The organism is Polycladomyces zharkentensis, assembly GCF_016938855.1.
GTDB lineage: Bacteria > Bacillota > Bacilli > Thermoactinomycetales > JIR-001 > Polycladomyces > Polycladomyces zharkentensis.
Genome location: NZ_JAFHAP010000004.1, coordinates 317,408 through 341,759 on the forward strand (window position 1 = coordinate 317,408; position 24,352 = coordinate 341,759).

22 protein-coding genes, 1 riboswitch and 1 other annotated feature are annotated in these 24,352 nt (G+C 52.7%); of the genes, 9 read left to right on the plus strand and 13 right to left on the minus strand.

Annotation, left to right across the window (positions count from 1 at the left end):
- Positions 1-79: 79 nt before the first annotated feature.
- From JQC72_RS03400 to gpr, 3 genes are all read right to left on the minus strand, one after another.
- A complete protein-coding gene (locus tag JQC72_RS03400) occupies positions 80-445 on the minus strand; it encodes a DUF3679 domain-containing protein (protein WP_205492775.1) in 366 nt (121 codons plus the stop codon).
- 148 nt (positions 446-593) lie between these two features.
- On the minus strand, positions 594-1,757 hold the full coding sequence (gene spoIIP, locus JQC72_RS03405; RefSeq protein ID WP_205492776.1) for a stage II sporulation protein P: 1,164 nt from the start codon (positions 1,755-1,757) through the stop codon (positions 594-596).
- Positions 1,758-1,869: 112 nt separating this feature from the next.
- Complete coding sequence (gpr, locus tag JQC72_RS03410) at positions 1,870-2,952, minus strand: GPR endopeptidase (protein ID WP_205493236.1); 1,083 nt, start codon at positions 2,950-2,952, stop codon at positions 1,870-1,872.
- 192 nt (positions 2,953-3,144) lie between these two features.
- Between gpr and rpsT the strand changes: the two genes are divergently transcribed.
- On the plus strand, positions 3,145-3,411 hold the full coding sequence (gene rpsT / locus JQC72_RS03415; protein WP_205492777.1) for a 30S ribosomal protein S20: 267 nt from the start codon (positions 3,145-3,147) through the stop codon (positions 3,409-3,411).
- Positions 3,412-3,655: 244 nt separating this feature from the next.
- On the opposite strand, the gene trpS is transcribed toward rpsT, so the two are convergent.
- A complete protein-coding gene (trpS, locus tag JQC72_RS03420) occupies positions 3,656-4,648 on the minus strand; it encodes a tryptophan--tRNA ligase (protein ID WP_205492778.1) in 993 nt (330 codons plus the stop codon).
- Between the two features lie 44 nt (positions 4,649-4,692).
- Positions 4,693-4,914 (minus strand) — a binding site (T-box leader).
- A 1,446-nt stretch (positions 4,915-6,360) separates the two neighbouring features.
- Here trpS and JQC72_RS03425 point away from each other — a divergent pair.
- A complete protein-coding gene (locus JQC72_RS03425) occupies positions 6,361-6,555 on the plus strand; it encodes a type II toxin-antitoxin system HicA family toxin (protein ID WP_205493237.1) in 195 nt (64 codons plus the stop codon).
- A gap of 41 nt (positions 6,556-6,596) precedes the next feature.
- The gene (locus tag JQC72_RS03430; protein WP_205492779.1) at positions 6,597-7,019 is read left to right on the plus strand and encodes a type II toxin-antitoxin system HicB family antitoxin; all 423 of its coding nucleotides are present in this window, start codon (positions 6,597-6,599) and stop codon (positions 7,017-7,019) included.
- A gap of 129 nt (positions 7,020-7,148) precedes the next feature.
- Here JQC72_RS03430 and JQC72_RS16395 read toward each other — a convergent pair whose 3' ends face one another.
- Positions 7,149-7,274, minus strand: coding sequence for a hypothetical protein (locus JQC72_RS16395; protein ID WP_302104452.1), 126 nt, complete (start codon positions 7,272-7,274; stop codon positions 7,149-7,151).
- A gap of 31 nt (positions 7,275-7,305) precedes the next feature.
- Here JQC72_RS16395 and JQC72_RS03435 point away from each other — a divergent pair, with 31 nt between their 5' ends.
- From JQC72_RS03435 to JQC72_RS03450, 4 genes are all read left to right on the plus strand, one after another.
- A complete protein-coding gene (locus JQC72_RS03435) occupies positions 7,306-7,947 on the plus strand; it encodes a recombinase family protein (protein WP_205492780.1) in 642 nt (213 codons plus the stop codon).
- Positions 7,904-8,206 (plus strand): hypothetical protein, encoded by a 303-nt coding sequence (locus JQC72_RS03440; RefSeq protein WP_205492781.1) that lies wholly within the window; start codon positions 7,904-7,906, stop codon positions 8,204-8,206. The genes JQC72_RS03435 and JQC72_RS03440 overlap by 44 nt, the downstream gene beginning before the upstream one ends.
- Positions 8,207-8,379: 173 nt before the next feature.
- Positions 8,380-8,850, plus strand: coding sequence for a CcdC family protein (locus tag JQC72_RS03445; protein WP_205493240.1), 471 nt, complete (start codon positions 8,380-8,382; stop codon positions 8,848-8,850).
- A 315-nt stretch (positions 8,851-9,165) separates the two neighbouring features.
- Positions 9,166-10,671, plus strand: coding sequence for a M1 family metallopeptidase (locus JQC72_RS03450; RefSeq protein ID WP_205492783.1), 1,506 nt, complete (start codon positions 9,166-9,168; stop codon positions 10,669-10,671).
- A 598-nt stretch (positions 10,672-11,269) separates the two neighbouring features.
- Here the strand turns inward: JQC72_RS03450 and JQC72_RS03455 are convergent.
- Entirely contained in the window at positions 11,270-12,346 is a 1,077-nt protein-coding gene (locus JQC72_RS03455) for an NAD(P)H-dependent flavin oxidoreductase (RefSeq protein ID WP_205492791.1), read from the minus strand.
- A gap of 603 nt (positions 12,347-12,949) precedes the next feature.
- Positions 12,950-13,483: a 2-thiouracil desulfurase family protein gene (locus JQC72_RS03460; RefSeq protein ID WP_302104453.1), complete on the minus strand. Its 534-nt coding sequence runs from the start codon at positions 13,481-13,483 to the stop codon at positions 12,950-12,952.
- Positions 13,484-13,624: 141 nt separating this feature from the next.
- Here JQC72_RS03460 and JQC72_RS03465 point away from each other — a divergent pair, with 141 nt between their 5' ends.
- Positions 13,625-14,926, plus strand: coding sequence for a phytoene desaturase family protein (locus JQC72_RS03465; protein ID WP_335342385.1), 1,302 nt, complete (start codon positions 13,625-13,627; stop codon positions 14,924-14,926).
- 296 nt (positions 14,927-15,222) lie between these two features.
- Here JQC72_RS03465 and holA read toward each other — a convergent pair whose 3' ends face one another.
- The 4 genes from holA to JQC72_RS03485 form a co-directional block, all read right to left on the minus strand.
- Positions 15,223-16,245, minus strand: a complete 1,023-nt coding sequence (gene holA / locus JQC72_RS03470; protein WP_205492795.1) for a DNA polymerase III subunit delta — start codon at positions 16,243-16,245, stop codon at positions 15,223-15,225.
- A gap of 25 nt (positions 16,246-16,270) precedes the next feature.
- Positions 16,271-16,969, minus strand: a complete 699-nt coding sequence (locus tag JQC72_RS03475; RefSeq protein ID WP_205492797.1) for a zf-HC2 domain-containing protein — start codon at positions 16,967-16,969, stop codon at positions 16,271-16,273.
- On the minus strand, positions 16,966-17,508 hold the full coding sequence (locus tag JQC72_RS03480) for an RNA polymerase sigma factor (protein WP_205492799.1): 543 nt from the start codon (positions 17,506-17,508) through the stop codon (positions 16,966-16,968). Before JQC72_RS03480 ends, JQC72_RS03475 begins: the two co-directional genes overlap by 4 nt.
- 541 nt (positions 17,509-18,049) lie before the next feature.
- Positions 18,050-20,470, minus strand: coding sequence for a DNA internalization-related competence protein ComEC/Rec2 (locus JQC72_RS03485; RefSeq protein ID WP_205492801.1), 2,421 nt, complete (start codon positions 20,468-20,470; stop codon positions 18,050-18,052).
- Positions 20,471-20,649: 179 nt separating this feature from the next.
- Positions 20,650-20,784: riboswitch (cyclic di-AMP (ydaO/yuaA leader) on the plus strand.
- A 97-nt stretch (positions 20,785-20,881) separates the two neighbouring features.
- Here JQC72_RS03485 and kimA point away from each other — a divergent pair.
- Complete coding sequence (gene kimA, locus JQC72_RS03490) at positions 20,882-22,702, plus strand: potassium transporter KimA (protein ID WP_205492803.1); 1,821 nt, start codon at positions 20,882-20,884, stop codon at positions 22,700-22,702.
- Between the two features lie 183 nt (positions 22,703-22,885).
- Here kimA and JQC72_RS03495 read toward each other — a convergent pair whose 3' ends face one another.
- Positions 22,886-23,554 (minus strand): GNAT family N-acetyltransferase, encoded by a 669-nt coding sequence (locus tag JQC72_RS03495; RefSeq protein WP_302104454.1) that lies wholly within the window; start codon positions 23,552-23,554, stop codon positions 22,886-22,888.
- 109 nt (positions 23,555-23,663) lie between these two features.
- Positions 23,664-24,221, minus strand: coding sequence for a dCTP deaminase (gene dcd, locus JQC72_RS03500; RefSeq protein ID WP_205492805.1), 558 nt, complete (start codon positions 24,219-24,221; stop codon positions 23,664-23,666).
- Positions 24,222-24,352: the final 131 nt, after the last annotated feature.

A 24,352-nucleotide genomic window follows, 5' to 3' on the forward strand; every position in this document is an offset into this window, starting at 1 on the left:
CCGCTCCGCTCTTCCTGGCTCTGCTCCGTTTTGTTTGATTGTCACTATACCACGGAACGACTTTCTCCATCAACGGCTTTCATGGATTTTTGCCATCTGAATCCAACCATCCCACAATCACTTCAATCGCCTTTCTCGCCCCCTCCCGGATACCACTGCCCATCTCATTGCCCATCTTGGCCAGTATGCCGCTGTTTTCTTCCACTGAACGCTTCACTTGTTTCACCCGTTGGACATTCTTCTCGGAAACGGGATTTTCCGTTTCCACCACATGTCCCATCACAGAGATTTCCACCCTGCCGTTTTCCGGCGTGATATGAACTGCCCGTGGGGCTCCTTCGTTGCCCTGTATTTTCTGGATGTTTTGTTCAGCCGTGTCGATGCCCAGAAACACCCCGAACATCAACACCAGCAACAGCGCGGTCACTTGTGCCGCCCATCTCATTTCACATCACCTGACCATTCCGGAACATATCGGATCAATCCATCTCGTTCGGGGTGAGCCTGTTTCCCTCTCTTCTTTTCGTCAACTCCAAGGTCACTTGCGAGAAACAGGCCACCCTCCCCAAAGCCTTGCAAACAGAAAACAGCCTCTATTGAGAGCCACCTGATGACGATGGTCGGGCGTCCACGGGTTCGGTTTGGAAATACAGATCCGCAAACGCACGGGCCAACGCTTTGGTGGTACGGAACACTTCATCAAAGTTGTTGTCCACCCCGCCGATTTCCACCAAGATGCTCCGCGGCGACAAGGATTGGTTGTATTCGCCGTTGCCCGTGGCACGGTTTTTGAGAAACACGCCTTTGGACAACCCCGGATACAGGGACTCCAGTTTGTTATGCAGTTGACGGGCCAGTTTCAGGTTCTGTTCCCAATCCTCATGTGCCGTACCGATGACGAATGCAATGCGGGCGTAGGGCTTCCCGTCGATCGTCGTGGTGGTTTTGTCCCGGCGTTGCGAATCCCGGTGAATATCGATGAAGTATTGCAAATCCTGATTTTGCCGCATCGCCGCCAGCACCGTTTTGCGGGAGGAGCGATACAGTTTGGGGTGCTCTTCCTTGTAATGCGCGGTGGAGACTTCTGCCCCGATTCCCAGGCGTTCCAACTCCTTGCCCAATCGCTTGCCGACCAAGATCACGTTTGTGTTCCAGTCATAAGCTCTGTCGGGGTCGCTCCTGCCCAATTCCGGCAAATACGATTCGCTGAAATGCGTCTGATAGATGAAGACACGCTTGACGGAGGGTGAAGGTGACGGCTCATCCACACGATCAGACGGGGTGCGGTCCTTTCCCTTTTCGGATTGTCGCTCCAGTTCTTTGGCCAAATCCGGCGGCGGTTCTGATTCGATGGGCACGTCGGTGTATTTGACGCCTTGTCCGGCTACGACGATTTCGGTGTCAAACAAAGTGAATCCGGGTAATTCCCGTCCGATAAACGTGCGGGGGTCCTTCGGATCGATGCTGGTGGCCAGTTCAAAAAAAAGTCGGGACATCCTCCCATCAGCCTGCTCATCCCGCATCGCCGCCAAATACGGAATCTCTCTACCCATCGCCCACAACAACGTATCGGCCGACAGGTGAGCGGTCAGTCTGCCGAGATCGGAAGAGTGTGCGCTCCGTTCTGCCTCCAACATGGCGAAAGCGCCGGTAAAAATGAAAACCAACGCCGTTCCCAGTATCAACAGGACAAATGATTGGCGTACACGTGGCCCGGACATGTTCAACGTAGCAAAACCCCGATAACGGTGGCGCATTCCTCTCCCCCTCTATCATCCTTGTCTTATCCAAGGTATATGAAAGAAAGGGACGAGGTAGAACCTATGAAAAACGAAGCGAATTGATAGAACAAACGGCTGTGTGCCGATTTCAGTTTGTATGAGCCGATACGTTATCAATGGTAACCGATTCATGCAATGCGCAATTGATTCCGTCCGCCACCAGTTTGCCGATATCAGAGATAAAATCATCCACCTCTTTGGGAGTGACGATCAGGTTTTGTCCCAACGGTGAGAGAACTTCGTGGATCAACTGCCGTTTTTCCTCATCACTGAGCACGCCGATCAATCCCAGAAACTTGTTTTTGGCTGCTTCATCCACTTTCTGATTCTGCAACTCTTTCAAATCGGGCCGATTCAACGGGTCAAGCGGGTTGGCCGGCTTTTTTTGGTTCATCTCTCGTTGAAGGTGCGACATCACCAATTCGATCGTGTCATATGTAATCGTCGCCGCATCCACCACTGTCGGTACCCCGATCGCAATCACGGGCACACCCAACGTGTCACGGTTCAATGCTTTTCGTTTGTTCCCCACACCGGAACCGGGATTGATACCGTTATCTGCCACTTGGATCGTGGTGTTGACCCGCGTCAGTGCTCTGGATGCCAACGAATCGACGGCGATGACGGCATCCGGTTTCGTTTTTTCCACGAGGCCGCGTACAATTTCGCTCGTCTCGATTCCGGTCGTACCCATCACCCCCGGTGAAATGGCACTGACCGAACGGTACCCTTCTTCCACTTGTTCCGGCATCAGCTGAAACAGGTGGCGGGTGATCAGTGTGTGTTTCACGACAAAAGGTCCCAGCGCATCGGCGGTCACGTTCCAATTGCCCAACCCGACGACCAGGATCTTGTCGTCCGGGGCAATTCCCGCCTCTTCGAGAAAACGGGAAAATTCCCGGGAAAAATGGACGGCCACCCGATGTTGCAGTTCCGAATCCTTGCTTCTGAGCCCCGGCACTTCCAATGTCAGATAGGTCCCCTGCTGTTTTCCCAGTTCGCGGGCTCCCTCTTCACTCTCCACCCAAATCCAGCTGGTTTTGATACCATCTTCATCGTATTCTTCCATCCGCACACCGGGGATTTCCCCTTCTTCGCGGGCTTTCAGTGCCAGATCATGAGCTTCCCGCGCGAGGTCCGTCCGAATGGCCAAAGCACTCAAATCCAGCATCGGCCGATCTTTCGCTCCGTCCCGTTTGTCATGTGCCATGCCCGAAATCAGCTCCTCTTGCTCAGATACATCCTATTTTTGCCATACATTCCCCCTCATTATTCCAAGCTTGCAATTTGCCCAATGCCGTGCTACAATTGAGCATGTTGCACGCTAAGGGACGCAATGGTGGTATCTGCAGGAGGTGAAATCATGGCGAACATCAAATCTGCGATCAAACGGGCGAAAACCAACGAAAAACGCCGGATGCATCGCGCGGCTCAAAAATCCGCCATCCGTACGGCCATCAAAAAATTCCTGGCCGCAGTGGAGGCCCAGGATAAGGAACAAGCGGCCGTGTTGTTGCGCGAAGCTTCACGGAAATTGGACAAAGGCGTCACCAAAGGCCTTCTCCATAAAAATGCCGCGGCTCGGAAAAAATCCCGCTTGGCTCAAAAATTGAACGCCTTGAACGGTTAATCGGACGACCCCACGCAGGGTCGGCTTTTATTTTCGATCATCATACATCATAACAGAAGGTCCGGGCGATTCACCCGGACCTTAATGCTATTGTAAGAGCGAGTGGTGCTGATTCCCGTTTCAGTTCCGGGGTCATGATCTTTTCCCCACTCGCTCCTGTCTCGCTTCATCGAAGACCGTTCGCAGGGTTAAGCCACCCTCTCACGTCCCGCTTACGATCCCCCGCAATGCCGGTATGTCCTCGTTACCGGCCAAACGGCGGCACCAACCCCATCGCTTCCTTCATCCTGGCCAGCGTTTCATCCGCGATGGCACTCGCTTTTTCCGCACCTTCGGCCAGTACGCGCTCCACTTCCCCCGAGCGCCGCAGTTCGTGATAACGCTCGCGAATCGGTGTGAGATGTTCCACCACTGCTTCGGCCACTTCCTTTTTCAACTGCCCGTATCCTTGTCCTTCAAATTGCTTGACCGTGTCATCAATCGACCGTCCCGTGATCAGGCTGTAAATAACCAACAGGTTGCTGACCCCAGGCTTGTTCTCCGGATCATAGGCGATGCGGTTCTCCGAATCGGTCACCGCCCGTTTGATTTTCTTCACGATCACATCCGGCTCGTCCAAGAGCGCAATGTAGTTGGCTTCACTTCCGGCGCTTTTGCTCATCTTTTTCACCGGATTGTCCAATCCCATGATACGCGCTCCCACTTTCCCGATCAGCGGTTCCGGCAATGTCAGCACTTCCCCGTACCGGTTGTTAAACCGCTCGGCCAAGTCGCGCGCCAATTCCAGGTGCTGTTTCTGGTCTTCCCCCACCGGAACGGCGTCCGCTTGGTACAGTACGATGTCTGCCGCCTGCAGCACGGGATAGGTGTACAAACCGACGACTACGCCTTCGGAACCCTGGCTTTTTTCCTTGAATTGCGTCATGCGATTCAACTCGCCCATACGGGCCACGCATTGCAACAACCAACCGGCTTCCGTATGCGCCCGAACATGGGACTGTACAAACAGTGTGGCCTTTTTCGGGTCCAAGCCGGCTGCCAGATACAACGTCGCCACTTCCAATGTCTTTTCCCGCAACTCATCGGGATCACGCGGTACGGTCAATGCGTGAAGATCGACCACACAGTAGAAGCATTCCGCTTCATCCTGCAATTCCACAAACCGCTTCAACGCACCGAGATAGTTGCCCAGATGCAGATTTCCCGTTGGTTGAATGCCGGACAACATCCGTTTCATTGACCATTCAGCTCCTTTTTCCTCAAAATAAAAAACCCCATCCCCATAGGGACGAGGCATTGCTCGCGGTACCACCCTGATTCGCCAAAAAACGGCGCACTTGATTGCCATAACGGTCTGTGGACCGGTTCCGCCTACTCGGACTTGAGCGTCCTTTCGGAGAACGGCTCCGAAGCCCATTCACGCGGGAGCCCGGTTGACTCGCACCGACCGTCAACTCTCTGAACGGGCCAGTCCGCGCTACTCTTCTTCTTCCTCGCCTTGAACGGTATCCGATTGTCCGTTTCGCCGACGGTCTCTTTCATCCCAACCCTGAAAGAGCCAAGCGTTCCGGCTCATCATGATAACAAGATAACAAGAAATGGCGCCGGATGCAACCTGACTTACCGAAATATTTACACCAAGACTGGTATGTTACGATTTCGGTGTTCAAGTAGGAGGGTTGACCATACAGGCCTTGATGGTCTGGACTTGGTCAAAGTCTATTCTAAATCATCGAATCTCTTCCACCAATACTCTTCCAGTTATCGTTTGGTGATCTCCACCCTGTCTTGGTACTTGTCCAACGCCGCCGACACGCGAAATCAATAATTGCTTTTCCATTAACCACAACACAATGCATCGGTTTGGGCTATTCGGTTGTGGTTGACGACAGGTTGCGACGCAGCTTTGTTTTTCAAACGCGGTGGCCACGCTCGACGTTATCGCTTGGGCCAAGTTATCTTGTTCCTGATGGTTCATCCTCTCGCAAGCGCAACAGAATTTTGGTATTATTAAGCTGAGAAGTGCGAAAACAGTTAAACATAAAAATATGGACATCATGCCTTTTTGTTTTGTTTCCGAACAGCCTTCGCTTCGAAAAATACCCGGGGGGTGTTCGGAAATACGAAGTTCCTTGTGTGATAAGAGCTTTCGGAGATTTTGTCCGGCTGGAAATACAGTAGGAAACACAGAAAATGGGTGCTTTTGAGGAGGTGTTCGGAAAACTGCGGGAGAATTGAGATAAACCAAGGGGCTTGGCAAACGCTGTAACAATAGATACACCTCTGTAGTGAGGATTGAAGCCACAGGTATCTACCACGATTAGGATCAAACAATTCGGGCGCAATAATAGATACACCTCAGTAACGAGGATTGTAACTCGAAGCGTTAACATTGAGCCCGTAGCTGGACAGAGGAAATAAATTGTTTGAAGCCCTGAGAGTTCGCTAAACCGGCCGACCACTCGGCAAAGCGTCGTGTCATTTTTTACCAAACCACCTTGCATGTCATCCGCTAAGGGCGTAAAGGCCATGATGATATTAATTACGCCCTTCATTACGTTGATAAATGCTTCTCCAAATGCCCGAATGCCCGGCGTTTTGATTCAGCCACTGGAAAAACCGCTGGAACTCTGCCCCCATAATCGCTTGATCCACACTTTTAAATACATCGGATATAGCACCGATCGACGATTGGAACATGGGCTTTAATCCTGATAATACCTTCGTATCGGAAGTTAGAACACCGACTCACCTCAACCCCTATGAGTCACCGCATAAATCCAAAAAGCCAGCAACCCAAATACTGCCACAGTGAACCCGAACATCAACCCGATCATCAACCCGAACCAGAACAATAAATTCCCCTCCTCTATCGAAAATACGTGCTAAATATGCATTTAATACGTATCGAATACGTGTTATAATAAATATCGAAGGGAGGGGAAGCAAATACCAAAGTCATCACGGGAAATCATCAAGCTGTTAAAGAAGGATGGATGGTACTTAGAACGGGTGACGGGTGACCATCACCACTTCCGACACCCAACAAAAAAGGGCACCGTAACAGTGCCTCATCCAAAGAAAGATTTACCCAAAGGAACAATAAGAAGTATTGAACGTCAATCCGGGGTCAAACTTCTTTGACCCCGCCCTTCCCTTCAAGTATATCAAAGGAGTTGATACAGTTGGCGAAATCCTATGTCTTCCCAGCCGTATTCCATTACGACCCTGACACTGAGGGAATCGGCGTTACTTTTCCCGATCTTCCTGGGTGTGTATCTCACGGAAAAGACGAAGAAGATGCCTTCCGTATGGCCCAAGAAGCATTGGCTGGACATTTGTATACAATGTTGGCCCATAACGAGGAAATCCCCGAACCCTCCAAATTGGCGGATATCGATTTGGAAGCATACAAAGAAGAAAACGAGCGCGCTGTCCTTGTTTTGATTTCTGTATCAAAAAAGGCCGTTCAAGAAGTCGGCCAGAAATCGGTGAAAAAAACTCTTTCTATCCCCAAATGGTTAAATGATCTTGGCGAGAAGCACGACGTGAATTATTCCCAACTGCTTCAAGAAGCATTGAAACAGCATTTGGGAGTGGGCAAATAAAGGCCGGCCGATCCATTCGGTGGCCTTTTCTTTTTATTTGCTATTCCGTTAATTGGTGGGTTGCACGGGAATCAAACCCGTGATCGTTTGCTATCCTTGGCCCCTCCATGAATCCCATAAAAAAGACCCTTATGGGATGCATGAAAAAGCGGTGGCCTCCCTGGCCGTGGGATCGCCCGGCAGATTCCCCCGACCGCCGCCCACTTCGTCCAGCTCAGGGCTTGCCCCGATAATTTCCGCGCGGACCACAGCCATGGGCCGGTTCTTTATTACTCTGGTAGGGGCCATGTCGCAGTGGGAACGGGAGAACTTATCCGAGCGTGTCAGAATGGGGATGGAACAGGATTTCTTGGAGGAGCGTCGCGATGGAAATATACCGTTCGGGTACCGTGAAGAAAACGGAAAATTGGTGATTGATCCGAATGAAGCGGCGGTGGTGCGGTGGATTTTTGAGCAGTACAAGCATGATGGTTTGCATGCTATCGCATATAATCTAAACAAGCAGGGGATCAAAACACGACAAGGAGCTCACTGGGGGGATCAGCAGGTTAGGTATGCCCTGACAAATCCCGTCTATATTGGCCACTTGCGTTACCGTGGACAATCTAAAGACAAGGAAATTGTCCTTAAATCCCAACACGAACCGATCATATCAGAGGAATTATTCTACGAGACACAGAAACGGATCAAGGAACGCCGGGAGGAACAATCCGCGAAGACAATTACCAGTAAGTACCCTTTTTCTGGTATACTAGTATGTGCTCGGTGTGGTTCCCCGATGGTCGGAGCGAAAAATAAGATGAGAAGTAAAAACGGCGGAATTAATTATTATTTATTACCGTTGCAATGGTCGAAATGCTCGTGGTATTTGCGATATGCCGGATATGTCCGAACAAGTAGAGAAAGCATTATTCGAGCTACTACATGATATCATCCAAGAAGTGCCGCGGCTGGAACCACCGAACCCCGAATCGCCAAGTGATCGGATCAAAGAGATTGAAGCGGAAATCGAGCGGTCAAGAAACGGCGCAGAAAATGGCAAGAGGCATTCGCCAATGAGTGCAATCACTGTGGAGGAATTGAAAGAAAGAACTAGAGAGGATCGAGAACGAGAGGAACAACTTAAAGCGGAATTAGCTTCGATTCCGCAAACGGAAACGTCGCCCAAAATTTCGAGCGATGAATGAGTCGAGGCATTAGAAAACCTTCGATATGTATGGAAACGAGTTACACGGTGGGAGCGAAAGGAAATGATCCGCAGTATCTTTTCCCGTCTTGTCGTCGATAAAGAAAGAGGAGGATCATATACACCAGTAATCATAAGGGAGTTTGAGCTAGCGTGAGAATACATCATATTTTCATGACGTTAGGTACCATCATCATGGCCCTGACCTTTGTCGTGATTCGGTTGCGTGCCGCCAAGAAACCAACATCAGCCAAAAAGATCATACTCCCGCCGATCGCCATGAGTACGGGATTTCTGATGTTCCTCTATCCGCCGACCCGCATTCCCTTTTCCTGGGGAATCATCGCTTTTCTCGCCGGTGCGGTGTTTTTCTCCTACCCGTTGATCCGCACATCCCAGTTTCACATCATTGGCGACGAGATCTACCTGAAGCGCTCCAAAGCGTTTGTCTTCATCCTGCTCGGATTGCTGCTCCTGCGTCTCGGCTTGCATACATACGTGGAAGAACACATTTCCATTCCGCAGACGGGAGCGGTCTTCTTCATCCTCGCTTTCGGCATGATCCTGCCTTGGCGGGTGGCGATGTATCTTCAGTATCGACGTTTGCTCAAGCAAACCCGATCCAAAGCACACAGTGGAAACTGACATATGGAAACTGTTTGTTTAAAATCCGGGAGCCGGCCGGCTCTTTTTTTATTTTGTCTTTAATTGGATGTGTCCTGAAGAAACGCACCATGAAAAATCTCACTGAAAGACTTACCGAAACCTTGCCTGTCCGAATCAAACAATCCGCTTTTCTGATAAAGTAAGACAACATTGCAGCCCGACGGGATGACCGGACACTTTCTCCGGCACGTTGCCAACAGCCCCGATTTTTATTTTTTTAAAATAGTGCAATAGTCCCAAGGAATTGTTTCTTCCAATCGAGAAAGATATCCCTGAAAAGAGGAGGGATGCCATTTGAAAAAGAGAAGGTTGCTGTCCGTACTCACCACAATCGTTTCTCTATTGGCATTGACCGTTACTTGGACGCTGTCTCCTGCCGTCACACACGCACAACCCGCGACGGACCCGGCAGACATCCCCGGTGTCTATCATCCGGCGAATCCGCACCTGTATAAGGAAGAGATACCCCGGGTGAAGTCATCCGCCCACGGAGATGACCGCCTGCTCGGTCCCACCCGTCCCCATTATCGGATGAACGTCTCCTATGACACCAACCGTCATGTGATCACCGGAACGATGAACGTGACGTTTGCCAACAATCTCGGTTTTACACTCCATGACCTGTATTTCAACGTGTGGGCCAACGCACGGGATTTCACGGAAGCCGGCGGAGGTACCCAGATCCAATCCGTCAAGGTAAACGGAAAACCGGCCGTATTTTCCTTGAACGAAACCGCGCTTCACATCACCGGCCTGAACTTGCCCTCCAACAGTCGACCGGAAGTGCAAATCACCTTCACTGTCAAAGTGCCCAACCTGCAAGACCGGTTCGGATGGTATGGCACCACCGTCTCTCTCGGCAACTGGTTCCCCATCCTGGCCGTCTATGACGAAGAGGGCTGGAATACTGATCCGTATTTCCCTTACGGGGAATCGTTCTACTCGTTGACCGGGAATTTTGACGTCCTGTTCACTACCGATCGCAGCCAGGTGGTGGCGGCGACCGGCACGCAAGTGGGCAAAACCATCTTCCACAAAGACTCGGCCACTTACCATTTCCGCGCTCAAAACGTCCGCGATTTTGCGATGGAGTTGGACCCGAACTACCATGTCCGGCAGACATCGGTCGGAAACGTGAAAATCAACGTGTACTATACTGACCGTCAGGCCAAGTATGCCGACGCGATGTTGGAGGCGGGCCGCGGCAGCATCGCCCTCTTCAGTGAAAAGTTCGGAAAGTATCCGTGGCCGGAGCTGGACATCGTCAGCATGGAAGGATGGTTCGGCGGGATGGAATATCCCCAGCTGATCATGATCAGCCTCACCGACAACCGTACACAGGAGTGGGTGAAATCAGTAACGGCACACGAAATCGGCCACCAGTGGTTCTATGGCATCATCGGCAACAACGAATATGATGAACCGTGGTTGGACGAATCGTTTGCCACCTTCGCCGCAGCGCTCTACATGAATGATCTGGACGAGTTGACGACGGAACCCACCAAGGAGGAATACTATCACGTTTCCTCCCCTGTTTCCACGTTCACCCAGCACGCCGATGCGGGCGGCATCGAGGCATATTACCAGATGATCTACGGATACGGCTCCCGCACGTTGAACGAATTGCGGATGGAGTTGGGTGATGATACCTTCTACCGTGCCATGCACGCTTGGTTCCGGGCCAAGAAGTTCGGCGTGGCCACCACGCGGGACTTCATCCGGATCATGCAGCAAACCAGCGGACGGGATTTGCACGATTTCTTCGTCAGTCACCGTGTGTATGTCAATGATCAGGAATGACACTCCACACGGCTAAATCACCACAGGCACTCCCTATGGTCGCCGTGGGATTCTTGAGTGGTTAACACCCTTAGTCCATTTCTGTTTCGGGCAACCCTCAAGCCAGGGCTGTGTCATCAGCCCGTTCCATCCGGTTAGCACGTACCCGGATGGGCGGCACACCTGCGACCAACGGAAGTGCCCGTGGTATTACCAGTATACCAGGCTACTAACCCTGAAATGGCTTTGCCGATGTGGATCGCCCCACAGACGACTTTTTCTGTAAAAAGGTGTAACAAGGGTGAACATACGTTGGCCGCTCCGATCAGAGCGGCCATCATGATGAGAAAAGTTCGTGGGGCCAATATGCCCGCTGACCATGCCTTGATGGGGACCTGCCCTGTTCCCCAAAAAGGGGACCGTTTTTCCACCAGTGACCTTTAAATCAAGGCCGCTTCGAACAAGGGAGTGGGTTCCGCGCGCAATCCGCAGTTCGATTCTTCGTGCTTTTCCGTTTCTCCCTCCGTCTGGCACAGGTTTTCACTCATGAGAAACGACACTGTCCCTCGGATTGATCAAACACCCGCCGGCGCAACCATTTTCTCACCCTCTTCATACCCTAGCGCACTCCCTGCGCCAACCGGCCAACCGCTTCCTCCGTTTCTCTCACCAATGCCTCTAACAACGCTTCCGCCGTCATCTCCCGACTCAGTCGGGTGCCTTGTCCCGCCCACATCGACAGGAATTCGGAACGTCCCGCTTTGCCCGCCACTTGCCGAATTTCCCGGGTCAACGCATTTTGTACCGGGTAATCCGGCACCTCAACGTCCGCCATCTCCTCGATGAACCGGTTGCGGATACCTCGTGCGGGCTTGCCGGAGAAAGCGCGCGTCAGTGTCGTACTCTCCTCGGTTGCGGACAGCACCGCTTGCTGGTGCAACGTATGGGCGCCGCTCTCCCGGCAGGTCAAAAACGCCGTGCCCAATTGTACGCCTTGCGCCCCCAGCATGAAGGCCGCGGCGATTCCCCGACCGTCCATGATGCCGCCCGCGGCGATCACCGGAATGCGGACGGCATCCACCATCGCCGGGATCAACGCCATCCCGCCGATCAACGCTTCCTCAAACCGGCTCAAAAACGTCCCCCGATGGCCACCCGCCTCAAACGCCTGGGCCACCACCATATCCACACCGCTCTGCTCCAACGCGACTGCCTCCCGCACGGTTGTCGCCGTGCCTATCACCACGATATCGCGTTCCTTTAAAGCCTGCATCCACTCGGCTTCCAACATGCCAAATGTAAAACTGAATACCGGCACCCGTTCCTCCAGCACCACTTCCATCTGTTCCTCAAACGACGGAGCGAACTGTTTGGGAAATGGCGGTTCCGATAACCCCAGTTCATATTGATAGGGACGCATTCTTTCCTGAACGCGGGAAATCTTCTCCGCCGACACTTCATAAGGTTCCGGAGCAAACAGATTGACGGCAAACGGACGGTCGGTCAACCGGCGCACGGTACGAACGGCATCCCGCAACTGCTCGCCCGTCCAGTAACCGCCCCCCAACGTTCCCAGTCCTCCCGCCTCCGAAACTGCCGCGGCCAACTCCGGCGATGCAGGACCACCTGCCATTCCCGCCTGGATGATGGGATATTGCACACCCAACCTGCGTGCGACTTCGGTCTCCGACCACATGAGCCTTCCTCTCCCCTTTGTTGGTATGGACGTTCATTTCCATCTTAGCAGTAGATTTGAAAAATTGACACTCCACACGGCTAAAGTACCACAGGCACTCCCTGTGGTCGCCGTGGGCTTTTAGGAGGCTTTTTCTGTAAAAACAAGAGGAGAATATTCCCCTCGAGACCGCTGACATCATGTCGTATCGGGTGAGCCGAAGGATATTCCAACGATCAACACGGCGTTCTTCTTTTGGTGGATGCGGCATAAACAGCGTGTGCTGCCCATTGACGTGGAAGCGATGAACATCCATCTGTGGCGAGTCGGGTGAGTCTGTTCACCATCGCTTTCCCGGGTCGCTCCGCCTGTTCCCTGCAAGGAAACCGGTTTTGGCCGCTCCGAACCGGAGAGCGCGCGGGATGCGGGCAAAGTACGCTTCACTTAAAGGACATTGCCCACGAATGAATCCCGGCGCTTACCGGTTCTCCGCTCGGCAGGGCTTGGTAAAGTCGCTCTGGCTGGAAAACGTTGCGTCCTCATCAATTTACCGGGACAGGAAGGCGGAAAATCGGAGCCCGTGGTCTTTGTCAAACAACCTGAAGGGGAAAGTCTCATTCCTTCTCATCCCTCTTCCGGGTCGCGCCGTACGGTACGGGTTGAATCTTGTGCGTCTTTTTCTTCTTCCCACGTTTCTTCCGACACGACTTCAATCCCGTGCCTCCACAACAATGCGGCGGTTACCCCCATCCCGGACCGCAACGTTTTGCTGAATGTCCCGTCGTAGATGGCACAACTGCCGCATGACGGACTCCGCTCCTTCAATATCGCTTTTTTGGCACCGATCGCCTTTGCCATGGCCAACGCTTCCCGTGCCCCGGCCAGGAATGCATCTGTCACATCATTCCCGTGGTTGTCCACGACACGTGCCCGACCGTCCAGCACATCTTCTCCGTCACCGCCGACGATCTCCGCCGGATTGCGCGGGGTGGGCAGTCCGCCCATCTGCTCGGGACAAACGGGGATCGCCTTTCCTTCCCGAACCAGCCGCTGGATGGCATCGATCCGGTTGTGTCTTTGGTCAAAACGGCAATGAATCCCGGCGAAACAAGCGCTGACGATCATCGGGGGAGTCCGGTCGCGATCTTTCTTTTCCATCTCCTTCACCTCCCTAAAAGAAAACGGAACTTTCAGATATGCGCAATCCCTACGCGACAGGGTTGCAATTTTGTTACAATATCTATGGAACAGAGAAACTGGTCATCTTCAGTGGTCAATCAGAATAGGAGTGTGTCGTCTGTGTCTGAAAAAGTAGTTGTCGTCGGTGGCGGATTGGCAGGACTAAGTGCGGCCGCGCGTTTGGCCCACCATGGTTACGAAGTCACACTTTTGGAAAAGGCACCAAAATTGGGTGGTCGGGCGATCACCATCCCGATGAAGGGATTTAATTTCAATTTTGGCGCTCATGCCATTTACGCCCGTGACAAAAGTATCCTGCGCAAATACGAACATGAGTTGGATCTCAAGGTGAACTGGCGGGATTTCTCCCCCAAAAAAGCGTATTACGATCTGGGGTCGTTCACAACCCCGATGCCATCCACCTTGGAACGGCTGTTTCAAACCAAGATCTTGGACAACAAAAACAAATTGCGTTTTGCTTATGAAGTGATCAAAACACTGACCCATATCGAACGGGGGGAAGACGGGGTTCCGATCGGCGAATATTTGAAAAAAGAGCCGGAACCTTTACGCGATTTGCTGTTAACGCTGGCATCCTCCAACTTTTTCACCAATGAACCGGAGAAAATACCGTCTCCGTTATTTTTCCAATATTATAGTCGATTATTTGCGACCCATCATGCTGTGGCCTACATCGGCGGCGGTTGGCAATCCATCGTGGACGGTTTTGCAGACATTCTCACCAAAAACGGCGGTCGGATCCTGACCAAAGAGAAAGTGCAACAAGTGGACACGGAAGGCAACCGCGTCACAGCAGTTCACGGGAAGGATACGGTTTATTACGCCGATCATTTCATTTTCTGCATTCCGCCCAAAGAGCTGCTCACACTGTTCGGCGAAACGCGATTTGCACCGTTGTTTGAAGAATACGGGCGATACGTTCCGAATCAAGTCGTTGTATACGATGTCGGTCTCAACAAACGGATTGAAAGCCCTTACACTTACATTTACCATAAAGGGGAACGAGTATTTATCACCGACATCTCCTATTACGATGAAACCTGTATCCCGGAAGGCGGTCAACTGATGCAGGCCGTTGCTTATCTCACCCAGGAAGAGATCGAACAAAATAAAGCGGATGAAAAAGTGGCTACGATTGAATCCGTTTACGACAAACACTTCCCGGGTTGGCGGGAAGTCTTGGTTGCCAAGCGTATTTCAAAACGGGCCACCGTGCAGGAAATCAAGTGCATTGACGATCAGCGGTTGATGCCGACCAAATTCTACAGCATCGCCAACGCATATTTTGCCGGTGATTGGTGCCAAGGAGAAGGACAATTATCCGAGCTTTCCTTCAGCTCAGCCTATGACGTCACCAACCGGATCCTGGCACATCGGGGTGAGGAAAGTAAGGAGGTTTAGGGCTTTTTCCAAAATCACCTGAGGGGGAAGCCCCCCTCAGGTGATTTTTGCGTGAGCCGTTTGATCCTTTTTCGGTAACTCAAAGGGTGCTCGCAGGGATTCGGTCACCTTCTTTCAGCTGAGGAAAAGAAGAGCCGAAATTTCCCGTTGAGCGAAACGTTGCAGGAATCAGGTTGCTTGCGACTTTTTCTCGCAAATGAGAAACGTGTGTTTTGCCCGCGCCTGCGCCCCCGATTCAGAACGACCGGGTCTTCTCAAGCGATGGGGATCAAATTCACCGACATTTTTTCGGAAGATTAGACCGGCTCCGGTGTTTGCGCCATCAGAAACCGTTCCAATGCCAACACCTTGTCTATTTTTCCTGACTTGACAGCCTGATCGGTTTCAATGGCTTTTAACAGTAACGAGCGCAGCGCTTTCTCTGTGTATGCCTCCCCTTGACGCAAGGCCAGTTTTACCGGGTACGGATGCAACCCGAGGACGGAAGCGATCTGGCGCTCTGACTTTCCTTGCTGAGCCAACACTTTCACTTGCAACATGATTCGGTACTGGCGAATCAGTAAAGCGAGAATTCGAATCGGTTCCTCCCGCTGATACAACAAATCGTACAAGATGGACAGCGCCTCGTCTGTTTTTTGCCGCGCGACGCAATCCACCAGTTTGAATACGTCATGTTCCAACGTCCGTGGAACCAGCTGGTCCACCATTTCCGGCGTAATCTCCTCTTGTCCGGCATAGGCGGCCAGTTTCCTGCATTCCTGATCCACCATGCGCAAATCGTTTCCCGTCAACCGGATCAACCGCCGAACCGCTTCCGGTTGGGCTGAAGCACCTGCTTGTTTCAACCGTTTGGCCACCCAGCCCGGCAACTCTTTTTCTTCCAACGGGGGAAAGGCGACGGTGCAACAATGCTTTTCCAACACTTTCACCGTTTTTTTTCGTGTGTCCAGTTTTTCAGCGGGTGCGATCAACACCACGACATTGGATTCCAGGGGATTTTCCGCATACCGCAGGAGTTCTTCCGGCTGGTGCTCCACTTTGTCCTTCCCTTTGACCGCAGTCAAGAACCATGCATTTTTGCCGATCACCAACCGGCGCCCACCGAAAAATGAGGGGGTTTCCGCCTCCTGCACCAGCTGTTGCACCGGGATTTCCTCCAAGTCCAGGATCACTTCATGAAAGGAAGGATCCTCCGGAGGCAGGACATGTTTGCGCAACAAGTGAACCATCTCTTCGATCAAAAAACCTTCTTTGCCGTAGAACAAATAAATCGGCTGAATTTGCCCCTTCACGATTTCCCGCGCCAAGGTGCGGTACATTCAGCAGTCCCCCCTGCTCCGCCTTCTACTTTTCTTCTCGTTTGTCAATCACATCATATTTTTTCAAAACTGATTTCGCTTGACCGTCTTTTTCGTGCCAAACGATCAGCACAATCAGCTTGCGATCATCCGCCCAACTGAGCCGGGCTTTGCCTCCACTTTGCCAAGCAGAAGAGCGATACCACAACTTCCCTTCCCTTGTGCGAACCTCTACACGGTTGCCGGATACCACCGCCTGATAGCGCCGACGAGGCGACCATTCGGCTCCGTCTCCCGTGTCGTGCTCAGATGCACCGACAACAGGTTTATTTCCGGGTGGGGTGGATGGATGGTCCTTCCCTGAGGTACCGCCGGACGGGTTTGTCGCAACCGGCGGTTTGGGAGGAGTGTGCTTTTCCGACATCCCCCATTGTGTGAAGATGGCACCGATTACGATCGCTGCTGCGATTCCTCCGCTGATCCATCCCATACTGGTGAATCTTCTGCGGAAGGTACGTGTCGGGTTCGGTTTTTCCAATTGCGGCAGGATGCGGTCGACCACGCTGACAGGCGGATGAACGTGGGGCAGGAGAGATAAATGCTCATCCAGTCGCTTCAGCCGCGAGTGAAAATCCGAACAACCGGTGCACACAGACAGATGGGATTGGAGGCTTGCCTGTTCCTCATCGGACAATTCCTCGTCCAAGCTCCGCTGGATCAGTTCCAGCGCCTCCTCACACCTCATCGTGCGACACCCCCTTCCTTGTATTCCGCCAACAACACTTGCAATTGTTTGCGTGCGCGAAATAGATGGGATTTAACGGTGTTGATGGGTAAATTCATCGATTCCGCAATTTCCTGGTAACTATAGTCGTGCACATAGCGCAACACGACGGCTGTGCGTTGTTGCTCCGGCAATTGCGAAATGGCCGTTTTCAAATCCGAATGAAAATGGGATTGGTGCACTGCCTGTTCCGCCTCGGTATCCACCGGTTGCATCTCTTCCGGCATCGGTACCACTTTCGTTTTGCGGCGGAACTGATCGATACAAATGTTGGTCACAATCCGTTGCGCCCAAGTTTCAAAGCGGGATTGCCCCTGAAAAGTAGAAATCCGATGATAGATCTTTAGCAGTGCTTCTTGGGTCGCGTCCAGCGCATCCTGCTCATTTCCCAGGAGATAATAGGCCGTGCGGTAGACTGGTGTCTCAATTTCCCGCAGCAGCCGGATCATGGTCTCGCGATCGCCGGCTTGCGCCCGTTTGACCCATTCCGCTTCGACCACATTTATCCCTCCTAATTTACCAGACGGTCCTGGGGTATCAAAAGTTGCTGTTTGATTGGAATCCGGACTGCGGTACGCTCTCCCGGGAGCAAATTCATTCCCATTGTACCACAGTCGGACAAGCCGGTCTGATCCGAGACGGGACAACCTGTTCCGCTTCTGTGCCATCGTCGGTTACGGTACAGGGTGGAGCATCTTTTTGCTCCTGTTTACGAGAGGTTTACGTATACCCGCGGGAAAATGATCGCCTTTCTCGGGCGCGGCCGGCATACCGTAAGGGAGCAATGTTTTTCCAGGCGAGCGAAGACCTGAGCCTGAACTGAGCGAAGACTCGGGAAAGCGCCGGTTTGAAATCGCGGGCCATTTCCTCAAAGCGAAACGGACTTTGCCCGCATCCTGCACTGACCGGGTCCGAGCGGTCATGATTTTCTTTCTTGCAAGGCGCAGGTGGGGCGAACCGGGAAAGAACCCGGACAGTATTCACCAGACACACACTGGAGACAATGACACGACGGTTTCCAACGACCAGCAATCCGTGACGTCATCTTGCCTCCGACATCATCGTTTCCACCGTCCAGCCGGCGGGACGAATCCGGATGGTCACCGCCCCGTGACGATCCGTCCGATACACGCGAATCCGATGGCTTTGCAAGCGGCGGATCACTTCCGGAGCCGGATGGCCGAACCGATTATGCCGGCCGACCGAGATCACGGCGAAACCGGGACGGACTTGCGCAAGCCATGATTCTCCGGTTGATGTACGGCTTCCGTGATGGGCCACTTTCAGCACATCCACAGGTGGAAAGCGCCACTTCCCCATCAAGTCCGCTTCCGCCTCCTGCTCGATGTCACCCGTCATCAGCAAGCGGAAACGTTGGATCTGCAGCAAAAAAACAATGGAATCATTGTTGGTTCGTTCGTCGGTCGCGAGATGAGCAGGATCGGGATGGAGAAACTGCCATGCAACCCCCGGTTCCAGTGTCCATGCCGTTCCGGGAGAAGGCGTGACGGTACGGGCACCTTGTTCGATCAATGTTCGCACCAATTTCCGTTCCGTCTCGGTACGGGGCGGGTGGGGATTGCGCAGGACGAAGCGAACAGGGAATTGTTCCGCCACTGTTTGCAAGCCTCCGATGTGATCCGTATCCCCATGCGTCATGATGAGGTAGTCGATCTGTCGAATGCCGCGAAAACGCAGATATGGAACCACCGTGTTCTCTCCCACGTCGTAGGAATATTGCCGCCGTTGCCACGACTTTTGCGGAAATGACGGCATTCCACCTCCGTCCACTACGATGACTTGTCCTTTCGGTGTCTCGATGACGGCACAATCCCCCTGCCCCACATCGAGAAAGGTGATGCGCGCCTCCATCCCCCCGTAAAACGGATGATAGGAGTAGAAGATCAGACCCGTTAGCAACGCAAGCGAACACCAGCGATGCCGACGGGGATAAAGCGCGTTGCCCGTCCAAGCGTACAATGCGTATACACATACCGCCGCGTATGCCGCACACCATATCCATGACGGCGGTGACCATGACGTCAACATTCCCGGTCCCGCGGAAAACCGTTCCAACAACCATAACAGCCCTTTTGTCACCCAAGTGCATACCCAGGCAGGCACCGCTCCCAATACCGGTGCGATCCAGCCCAACATCAAGGAGAGGAGTGCCAAAGGGAACACCACGCTACCGACAATCGGGACGACCCACAGGTTGACCCACCAAGAGCCAGTGGGAAAAGCATAAAAATAGACGATCATCACAGGAAATGATACCAGATGGGCGATCAATGTGACCGCCAACAATTGATTGCCACGCTTCCAAGGTAATGGAAACCGGCCACTGAGTGGTTCGACAGCCAACAGCAGCCCGAGGGTGATCAAACAGGTGAGCTGAAACCCCGCCTCCAGGAGCTGATACGGATTCCACAACAGCATCATCCATCCTGCCAGAAACAAAAAGGACAGCCGGTCGTGCCACTTGCCGAAAACCGCGGCAACAAGGGTGAAACCGGCCATCATGCACGCCCGGACAACGGATGCTTCCGCCCCCGTCACCCATGCAAATATCGGCAACGATACCATCGTGAGTCCGCCTGCCACTTCACGCGTCAAGCGCAATCGGGTCAACAAACCGTACACGCCCGCGACGAAGACGGCCACATTCATCCCGGAAATGGCCAACAAATGCGTCAGTCCCCATTGGGCAAACAGGCGGTCTACCTCCTCCGGCACTGCTTTCCTCTCTCCCAGCACCAATCCGCGAATCAGACCGGAAATCTCCGCAGGATACAGTTGTGCCAGCGTTTCGCCGCCACTTTGCCGAATCCGGTCTGCCCATGCGAATACATGCCATGGAGGCGGTTGTTCCGCCGACACCCCGTGAAGCCCGTCAGTCGACGCAATCCAATGCACAAATTGACGGCGATAAAACGATCGTGCATCAAAACCGCCTGGATTTCGCGCCGGTTCCGGTCGAGTCAACCGTACACCGTCCACCGACAGCCGCGTCCCGCTTGTCCAATCGCGAATCGTCCGCAACTCCGTCGGTGATTGCACTCGCAGACGAAACCACACTTTTTCGTCTTCCAAGCGCCGAACGGCACCATCCACCTCTATCCATCGGACTTTCACCATACAGGTGAGCTGATCTCCATCCACCTCAGGGGCGGACTGGATAACCCCATACATCTTGATGCCAACGTGATCGGCCAACCGATCATCGATAGACGAGACATTGCGGGCATCCACCCAGGACGTATAGGCGGCTCCGACAAAAAAAGAGAGCAGCGTGCATGTTGCCGTCCACATCCGCCAACGCCACAGGCACACCCATCCTCCCCCCATCCCGACAACAACCGCCCCGAACAACCACCATCCACCGTACCCGCTTCCCCATGCCAATGCAACGCCGATGCCTCCCATCCATCCGCCCGCCAACCAACTCACCGGAGCCTTCATAACAACCTCCATAAAAGGGATGAAATGGTATATCCTTTCCGCAAATTCCGACAGAATCCCTCCATGTTCGACAAAAACTGTCGCCATTTTGCTACGGCCGGTTGTCAAACCTTGATTGACAGGTTCCGGTAATCGTATTAGAATGCTAATCATGACAAAACCTAATCATCAACAGTTTCACACTTCGAGCGCTGAATCCGTACAGGAACGGGGGAACCAATTTTTTGGGGTGAATCCGGTGCCATCACCGGTAGGGTCACTCTCACGGACCCGAATCCGTCAGCTAACCTCGTAAGCGTGCTGAGAGGGAAGTGTGCTTCTTCACATGACCAAAAGTCATTGAAGTGGGCACTTCAATGGCTTTTTTGCGTTTTAAACAAAAACGGAATTTATCTGGGGAAGGTGTATGTGATGTTGTCCTCACTGAAACGCTTGATCATCGGGCGCCCGCTTCGTACTGAGCAACTGCAGGAAGAAAAACTGCCGATTTGGAAAGCGCTCCCTATCTTATCATCGGACGCGCTGTCGTCAGTCGCCTACGGTACGGAGCAGATCCTGCATGTACTCGCCCCGATCGGCGTGCTGGCGCTTTGGTATTCATTGCCCATATCCGGCGCGATTATCGGTTTGTTGACACTGCTCATCCTTTCCTATCGGCAAATCATCCACGAATACCCCGGAGGGGGCGGTGCCTACATCGTTTCAACAGACAACCTGGGTTGGTTTGCCGGGTTAATCGCCGGTGCGTCGTTGTTGATCGACTATACACTGACAGTGGCAGTCAGTGTTTCAGCCGGTACGGACGCGATCACTTCGGCATTTCCGGTTTTGCACAATCACAGTACGCTCATTTCCGTATTCTTCGTCCTTCTCCTCATGATCCTCAACTTGCGGGGTTTACGCGAATCCGGAACGATTTTCTCATTCCCCACCTACCTGTTTATCCTGGGCATGCTGGGTCTGGTGCTCGTAGGGTTGGGCAATGTGGCGGTCCATGGGATTCCTGCCGACGTCCCACCGGTGACACACACCTTTCCGGTCGGTCTCACTTGGTTCTTATTGTTGCGAGCGTTCTCGTCCGGATGCTCTGCATTGACCGGCGTCGAAGCCATCTCCAACGCCACTCCCGCCTTCCGGAAACCGGAGACGAAAAATGCGGCGCGTACATTGGCGCTTCTGGGATTATTGCTGGCCGTGTTGTTCGGCGGGACCAGCATGTTGGCATATCTGTATCACATCACGCCCAGTCCGACAGAGACGGTGCTTTCCCAAATCGCTGAAGAGACCTTCGGCAGAACGCTTCCGTATTATTACATCCAGGGGACTACCGCGCTGATCCTGATTCTGGCCGCCAACACCGCCTTTGCAGGCTTCCCGCTGTTGGCCTCCATTATGGCCAAGGACAAATTTATGCCGCGGATGTTTGCTTCCCGCGGAGACCGGCTCAATTTCTCCAACGGCATCATCGTGTTGGCCTTGGCCGCAATCGGGTTGATCGTGGCGTTTGAAGGAGAAGTGGAACGGTTAATCCCCTTGTATGCGATCGGTGTCTTTTTATCGTTCACCTTGTCCCAAACCGGGATGGTGGTTCGCAGGTGGAAGCAGCGCAACCCGGGCTGGATGCGCAAATTGGCGATCAACGCCGCGGGTGCGGTCGTCTCGTTCATCGTCCTGCTGATTTTCGCCGTCACCAAATTTACGGAAGGCGCTTGGATCGTGGTATTGGTGATACCGGTGTTCATCTTCGCCTTTTATCAAGTTCGGAAACACTATGAGGCTGTCGCGGAAGAGTTGCGCATCGACATCGCCACCGACAAACCGGAAAAGAAAGATCATGTGATTATCATCCCTGTCGGGGGTATCAGCCGCGTCGTTCGCAACACGATCGCCTACGCCAAGACGATCGGGGATGACGTGGTGGCAATCCACGTGGCCTTCACCGAGGAAGATGCGGAGAAGATGGAGAAAAAGTGGGAGCAATGGAATCCCGGCGTCCGCCTCGTTGTCACCCGTTCCCGTTTCCGAAGCGTCAACGGCCCCGTGCTGAGGTTCATCGACATGGTCCAGGAACGGGTAGGCGACAACCTGATTACCGTCCTGATCCCTGAATTCATCCCCCGCAGGTGGTGGCAGCGCTTTTTGCACAACCAATCCGCGCTGTGGCTGCGTTTCCTGCTGTTGTTGAGAAAAGATGTCATCGTCTCCACAGTGCCGTTCCATTTGCGCAAATGAAACCATCAAGAAAGCCCGACCTGTCATCGACGCAGGTTGGGCTTTGCTTATTACGCCGGATGGATGGCTCCGTCTCCCACCGTCACTTCCGGCACGTTTTCTCCGGCAGACTGAAGGAACTTTTGCCTCCACTCTTTTTGAGCCTCTTGCTTCCGCCGCTTTTCATGGCAATGGACCTGTTGGTCAAACTTTTCGATCGCGGGATATGGCATATACATCAATGGATTTATTCCATTTTTTTATGCTTCCGGACAGCTTCATTCCCAGTCTTTGAGCAACTCGTACTGAAGGTGCATTGGAAGGATCGATGAGTGAGATCAATCTCGGTGAATCTAAATGTTTGAAGCCCCAGTCGCGACATCCTTTCGCCGCTTCAGTAGCAAATCCTTGTCCCCAATAATCCCTTGCGAACAAATACCCGATTTCGATTTCAGGTTGTCCGTTTACTTCCTGGGGGACTAAACCGCATTGGCCAACAAATACACCATCATTTTTTCGCTCAACAATCCACAGCCCGATTCCAAACTGATCGTAGTTGGACTGTGTCCATTTGATCCACTTCATCGTTTCGTCGAAAGTCTTCGTGCCAGGATAAAAAGACATGGCTATTGGATCTGAAAAAATTTTCAGTAAGTTTTCGGCATCATCCATCGTCATCTTGCGTAATCTGAGTCTTTCTGTCTCCAAGATGTTCATGATCTTCCCCCTGAAGAAAAAATGCCGGTATCTCCAACGCCAGTCCTCAATATCCCCTACCCTTGGTGACAGCTTTGCCGGTATGGCCCCTATGGGAATGACAGGAAGAGGGAGATGAGCCATTCCCCGGTTCATTGTCCGACCGCCGTAATTCATGTTCGGGTCCCCTTTTCAAGTTGTCACCGTCACTTTTATTCCCCGCCGGCAATCGTCCTTCCTCCCAAAAAAGAAACACTCCTTTCAAAAGAAAGGAGTGCGGCTCCCATCAAACCCTGGGCAAGGTGATTCCCCGTTGATGTTGGTATTTTCCCTGTTTGGCCCGGTACGACACCTCACACGCCTCATCGCTTTCGAAGAACAGCACTTGGCAAAGTCCCTCGTTGGCGTAGATTTTGGCGGGAAGCGGCGTCGTATTGGAAATTTCCAGCGTAACGTGTCCCTCCCATCCCGGCTCGAACGGGGTCACATTGGTGATGATTCCGCACCGGGCGTATGTTGATTTGCCCACACAAACGGCCAGCACGTTTTCCGGGATGCGAAAATACTCTACCGACCGAGCCAATGCAAACGAGTTGGGCGGGATGATGCAAACATCTCCCTTAAAGTCGATGAAAGAGTTGGAATCGATCTGTTTCGGATCGATGATGGTGTTCAGCGCGTTATGGAAAATCTTGAATTCATCGGCCACACGCAGATCGTACCCGTAACTGCTCAGGCCGAAACTGACGGCTTCTCCCTTACCGACGTTCCGGTCAATGAACGGCTCGATCATGCCGTGTTCCAAAGCCATTTTTCGAATCCACTTGTCCGATTTGATCGTCATTTCCCATACGACTCCTTTTCTCCCATTTCATAGATTCCCGACTGCATTCCAACCGATATGATACGACAGACAATCACGATTGCAAAGAGACCGGGGCAGGAAAACGGCAAAAAACAATAGCCGTTGTATCA

What these genes read in the sequence shown, in the direction of transcription:
- JQC72_RS03400 (WP_205492775.1), bottom strand. Translation starts at nt 445, where the DNA reads ATGAGATGGGCGGCACAAGTGACCGCGCTGTTGCTGGTGTTGATGTTC.
- spoIIP (WP_205492776.1), bottom strand. Translation starts at nt 1,757, where the DNA reads ATGCGCCACCGTTATCGGGGTTTTGCTACGTTGAACATGTCCGGGCCA.
- gpr (WP_205493236.1), bottom strand. Translation starts at nt 2,952, where the DNA reads ATGCTGGATTTGAGTGCTTTGGCCATTCGGACGGACCTCGCGCGGGAA.
- rpsT (WP_205492777.1), top strand. Translation starts at nt 3,145, where the DNA reads ATGGCGAACATCAAATCTGCGATCAAACGGGCGAAAACCAACGAAAAA.
- trpS (WP_205492778.1), bottom strand. Translation starts at nt 4,648, where the DNA reads ATGAAACGGATGTTGTCCGGCATTCAACCAACGGGAAATCTGCATCTG.
- JQC72_RS16395 (WP_302104452.1), bottom strand. Translation starts at nt 7,274, where the DNA reads ATGGCTGTGGTCCGCGCGGAAATTATCGGGGCAAGCCCTGAGCTGGAC.
- JQC72_RS03435 (WP_205492780.1), top strand. Translation starts at nt 7,306, where the DNA reads ATGTCGCAGTGGGAACGGGAGAACTTATCCGAGCGTGTCAGAATGGGG.
- JQC72_RS03440 (WP_205492781.1), top strand. Translation starts at nt 7,904, where the DNA reads ATGTCCGAACAAGTAGAGAAAGCATTATTCGAGCTACTACATGATATC.
- JQC72_RS03445 (WP_205493240.1), top strand. Translation starts at nt 8,380, where the DNA reads ATGACGTTAGGTACCATCATCATGGCCCTGACCTTTGTCGTGATTCGG.
- JQC72_RS03455 (WP_205492791.1), bottom strand. Translation starts at nt 12,346, where the DNA reads ATGTGGTCGGAGACCGAAGTCGCACGCAGGTTGGGTGTGCAATATCCC.
- JQC72_RS03460 (WP_302104453.1), bottom strand. Translation starts at nt 13,483, where the DNA reads ATGGAAAAGAAAGATCGCGACCGGACTCCCCCGATGATCGTCAGCGCT.
- holA (WP_205492795.1), bottom strand. Translation starts at nt 16,245, where the DNA reads ATGTACCGCACCTTGGCGCGGGAAATCGTGAAGGGGCAAATTCAGCCG.
- JQC72_RS03475 (WP_205492797.1), bottom strand. Translation starts at nt 16,969, where the DNA reads ATGAGGTGTGAGGAGGCGCTGGAACTGATCCAGCGGAGCTTGGACGAG.
- JQC72_RS03485 (WP_205492801.1), bottom strand. Translation starts at nt 20,470, where the DNA reads ATGAAGGCTCCGGTGAGTTGGTTGGCGGGCGGATGGATGGGAGGCATC.
- kimA (WP_205492803.1), top strand. Translation starts at nt 20,882, where the DNA reads ATGTTGTCCTCACTGAAACGCTTGATCATCGGGCGCCCGCTTCGTACT.
- JQC72_RS03495 (WP_302104454.1), bottom strand. Translation starts at nt 23,554, where the DNA reads ATGAATTACGGCGGTCGGACAATGAACCGGGGAATGGCTCATCTCCCT.
- dcd (WP_205492805.1), bottom strand. Translation starts at nt 24,221, where the DNA reads ATGACGATCAAATCGGACAAGTGGATTCGAAAAATGGCTTTGGAACAC.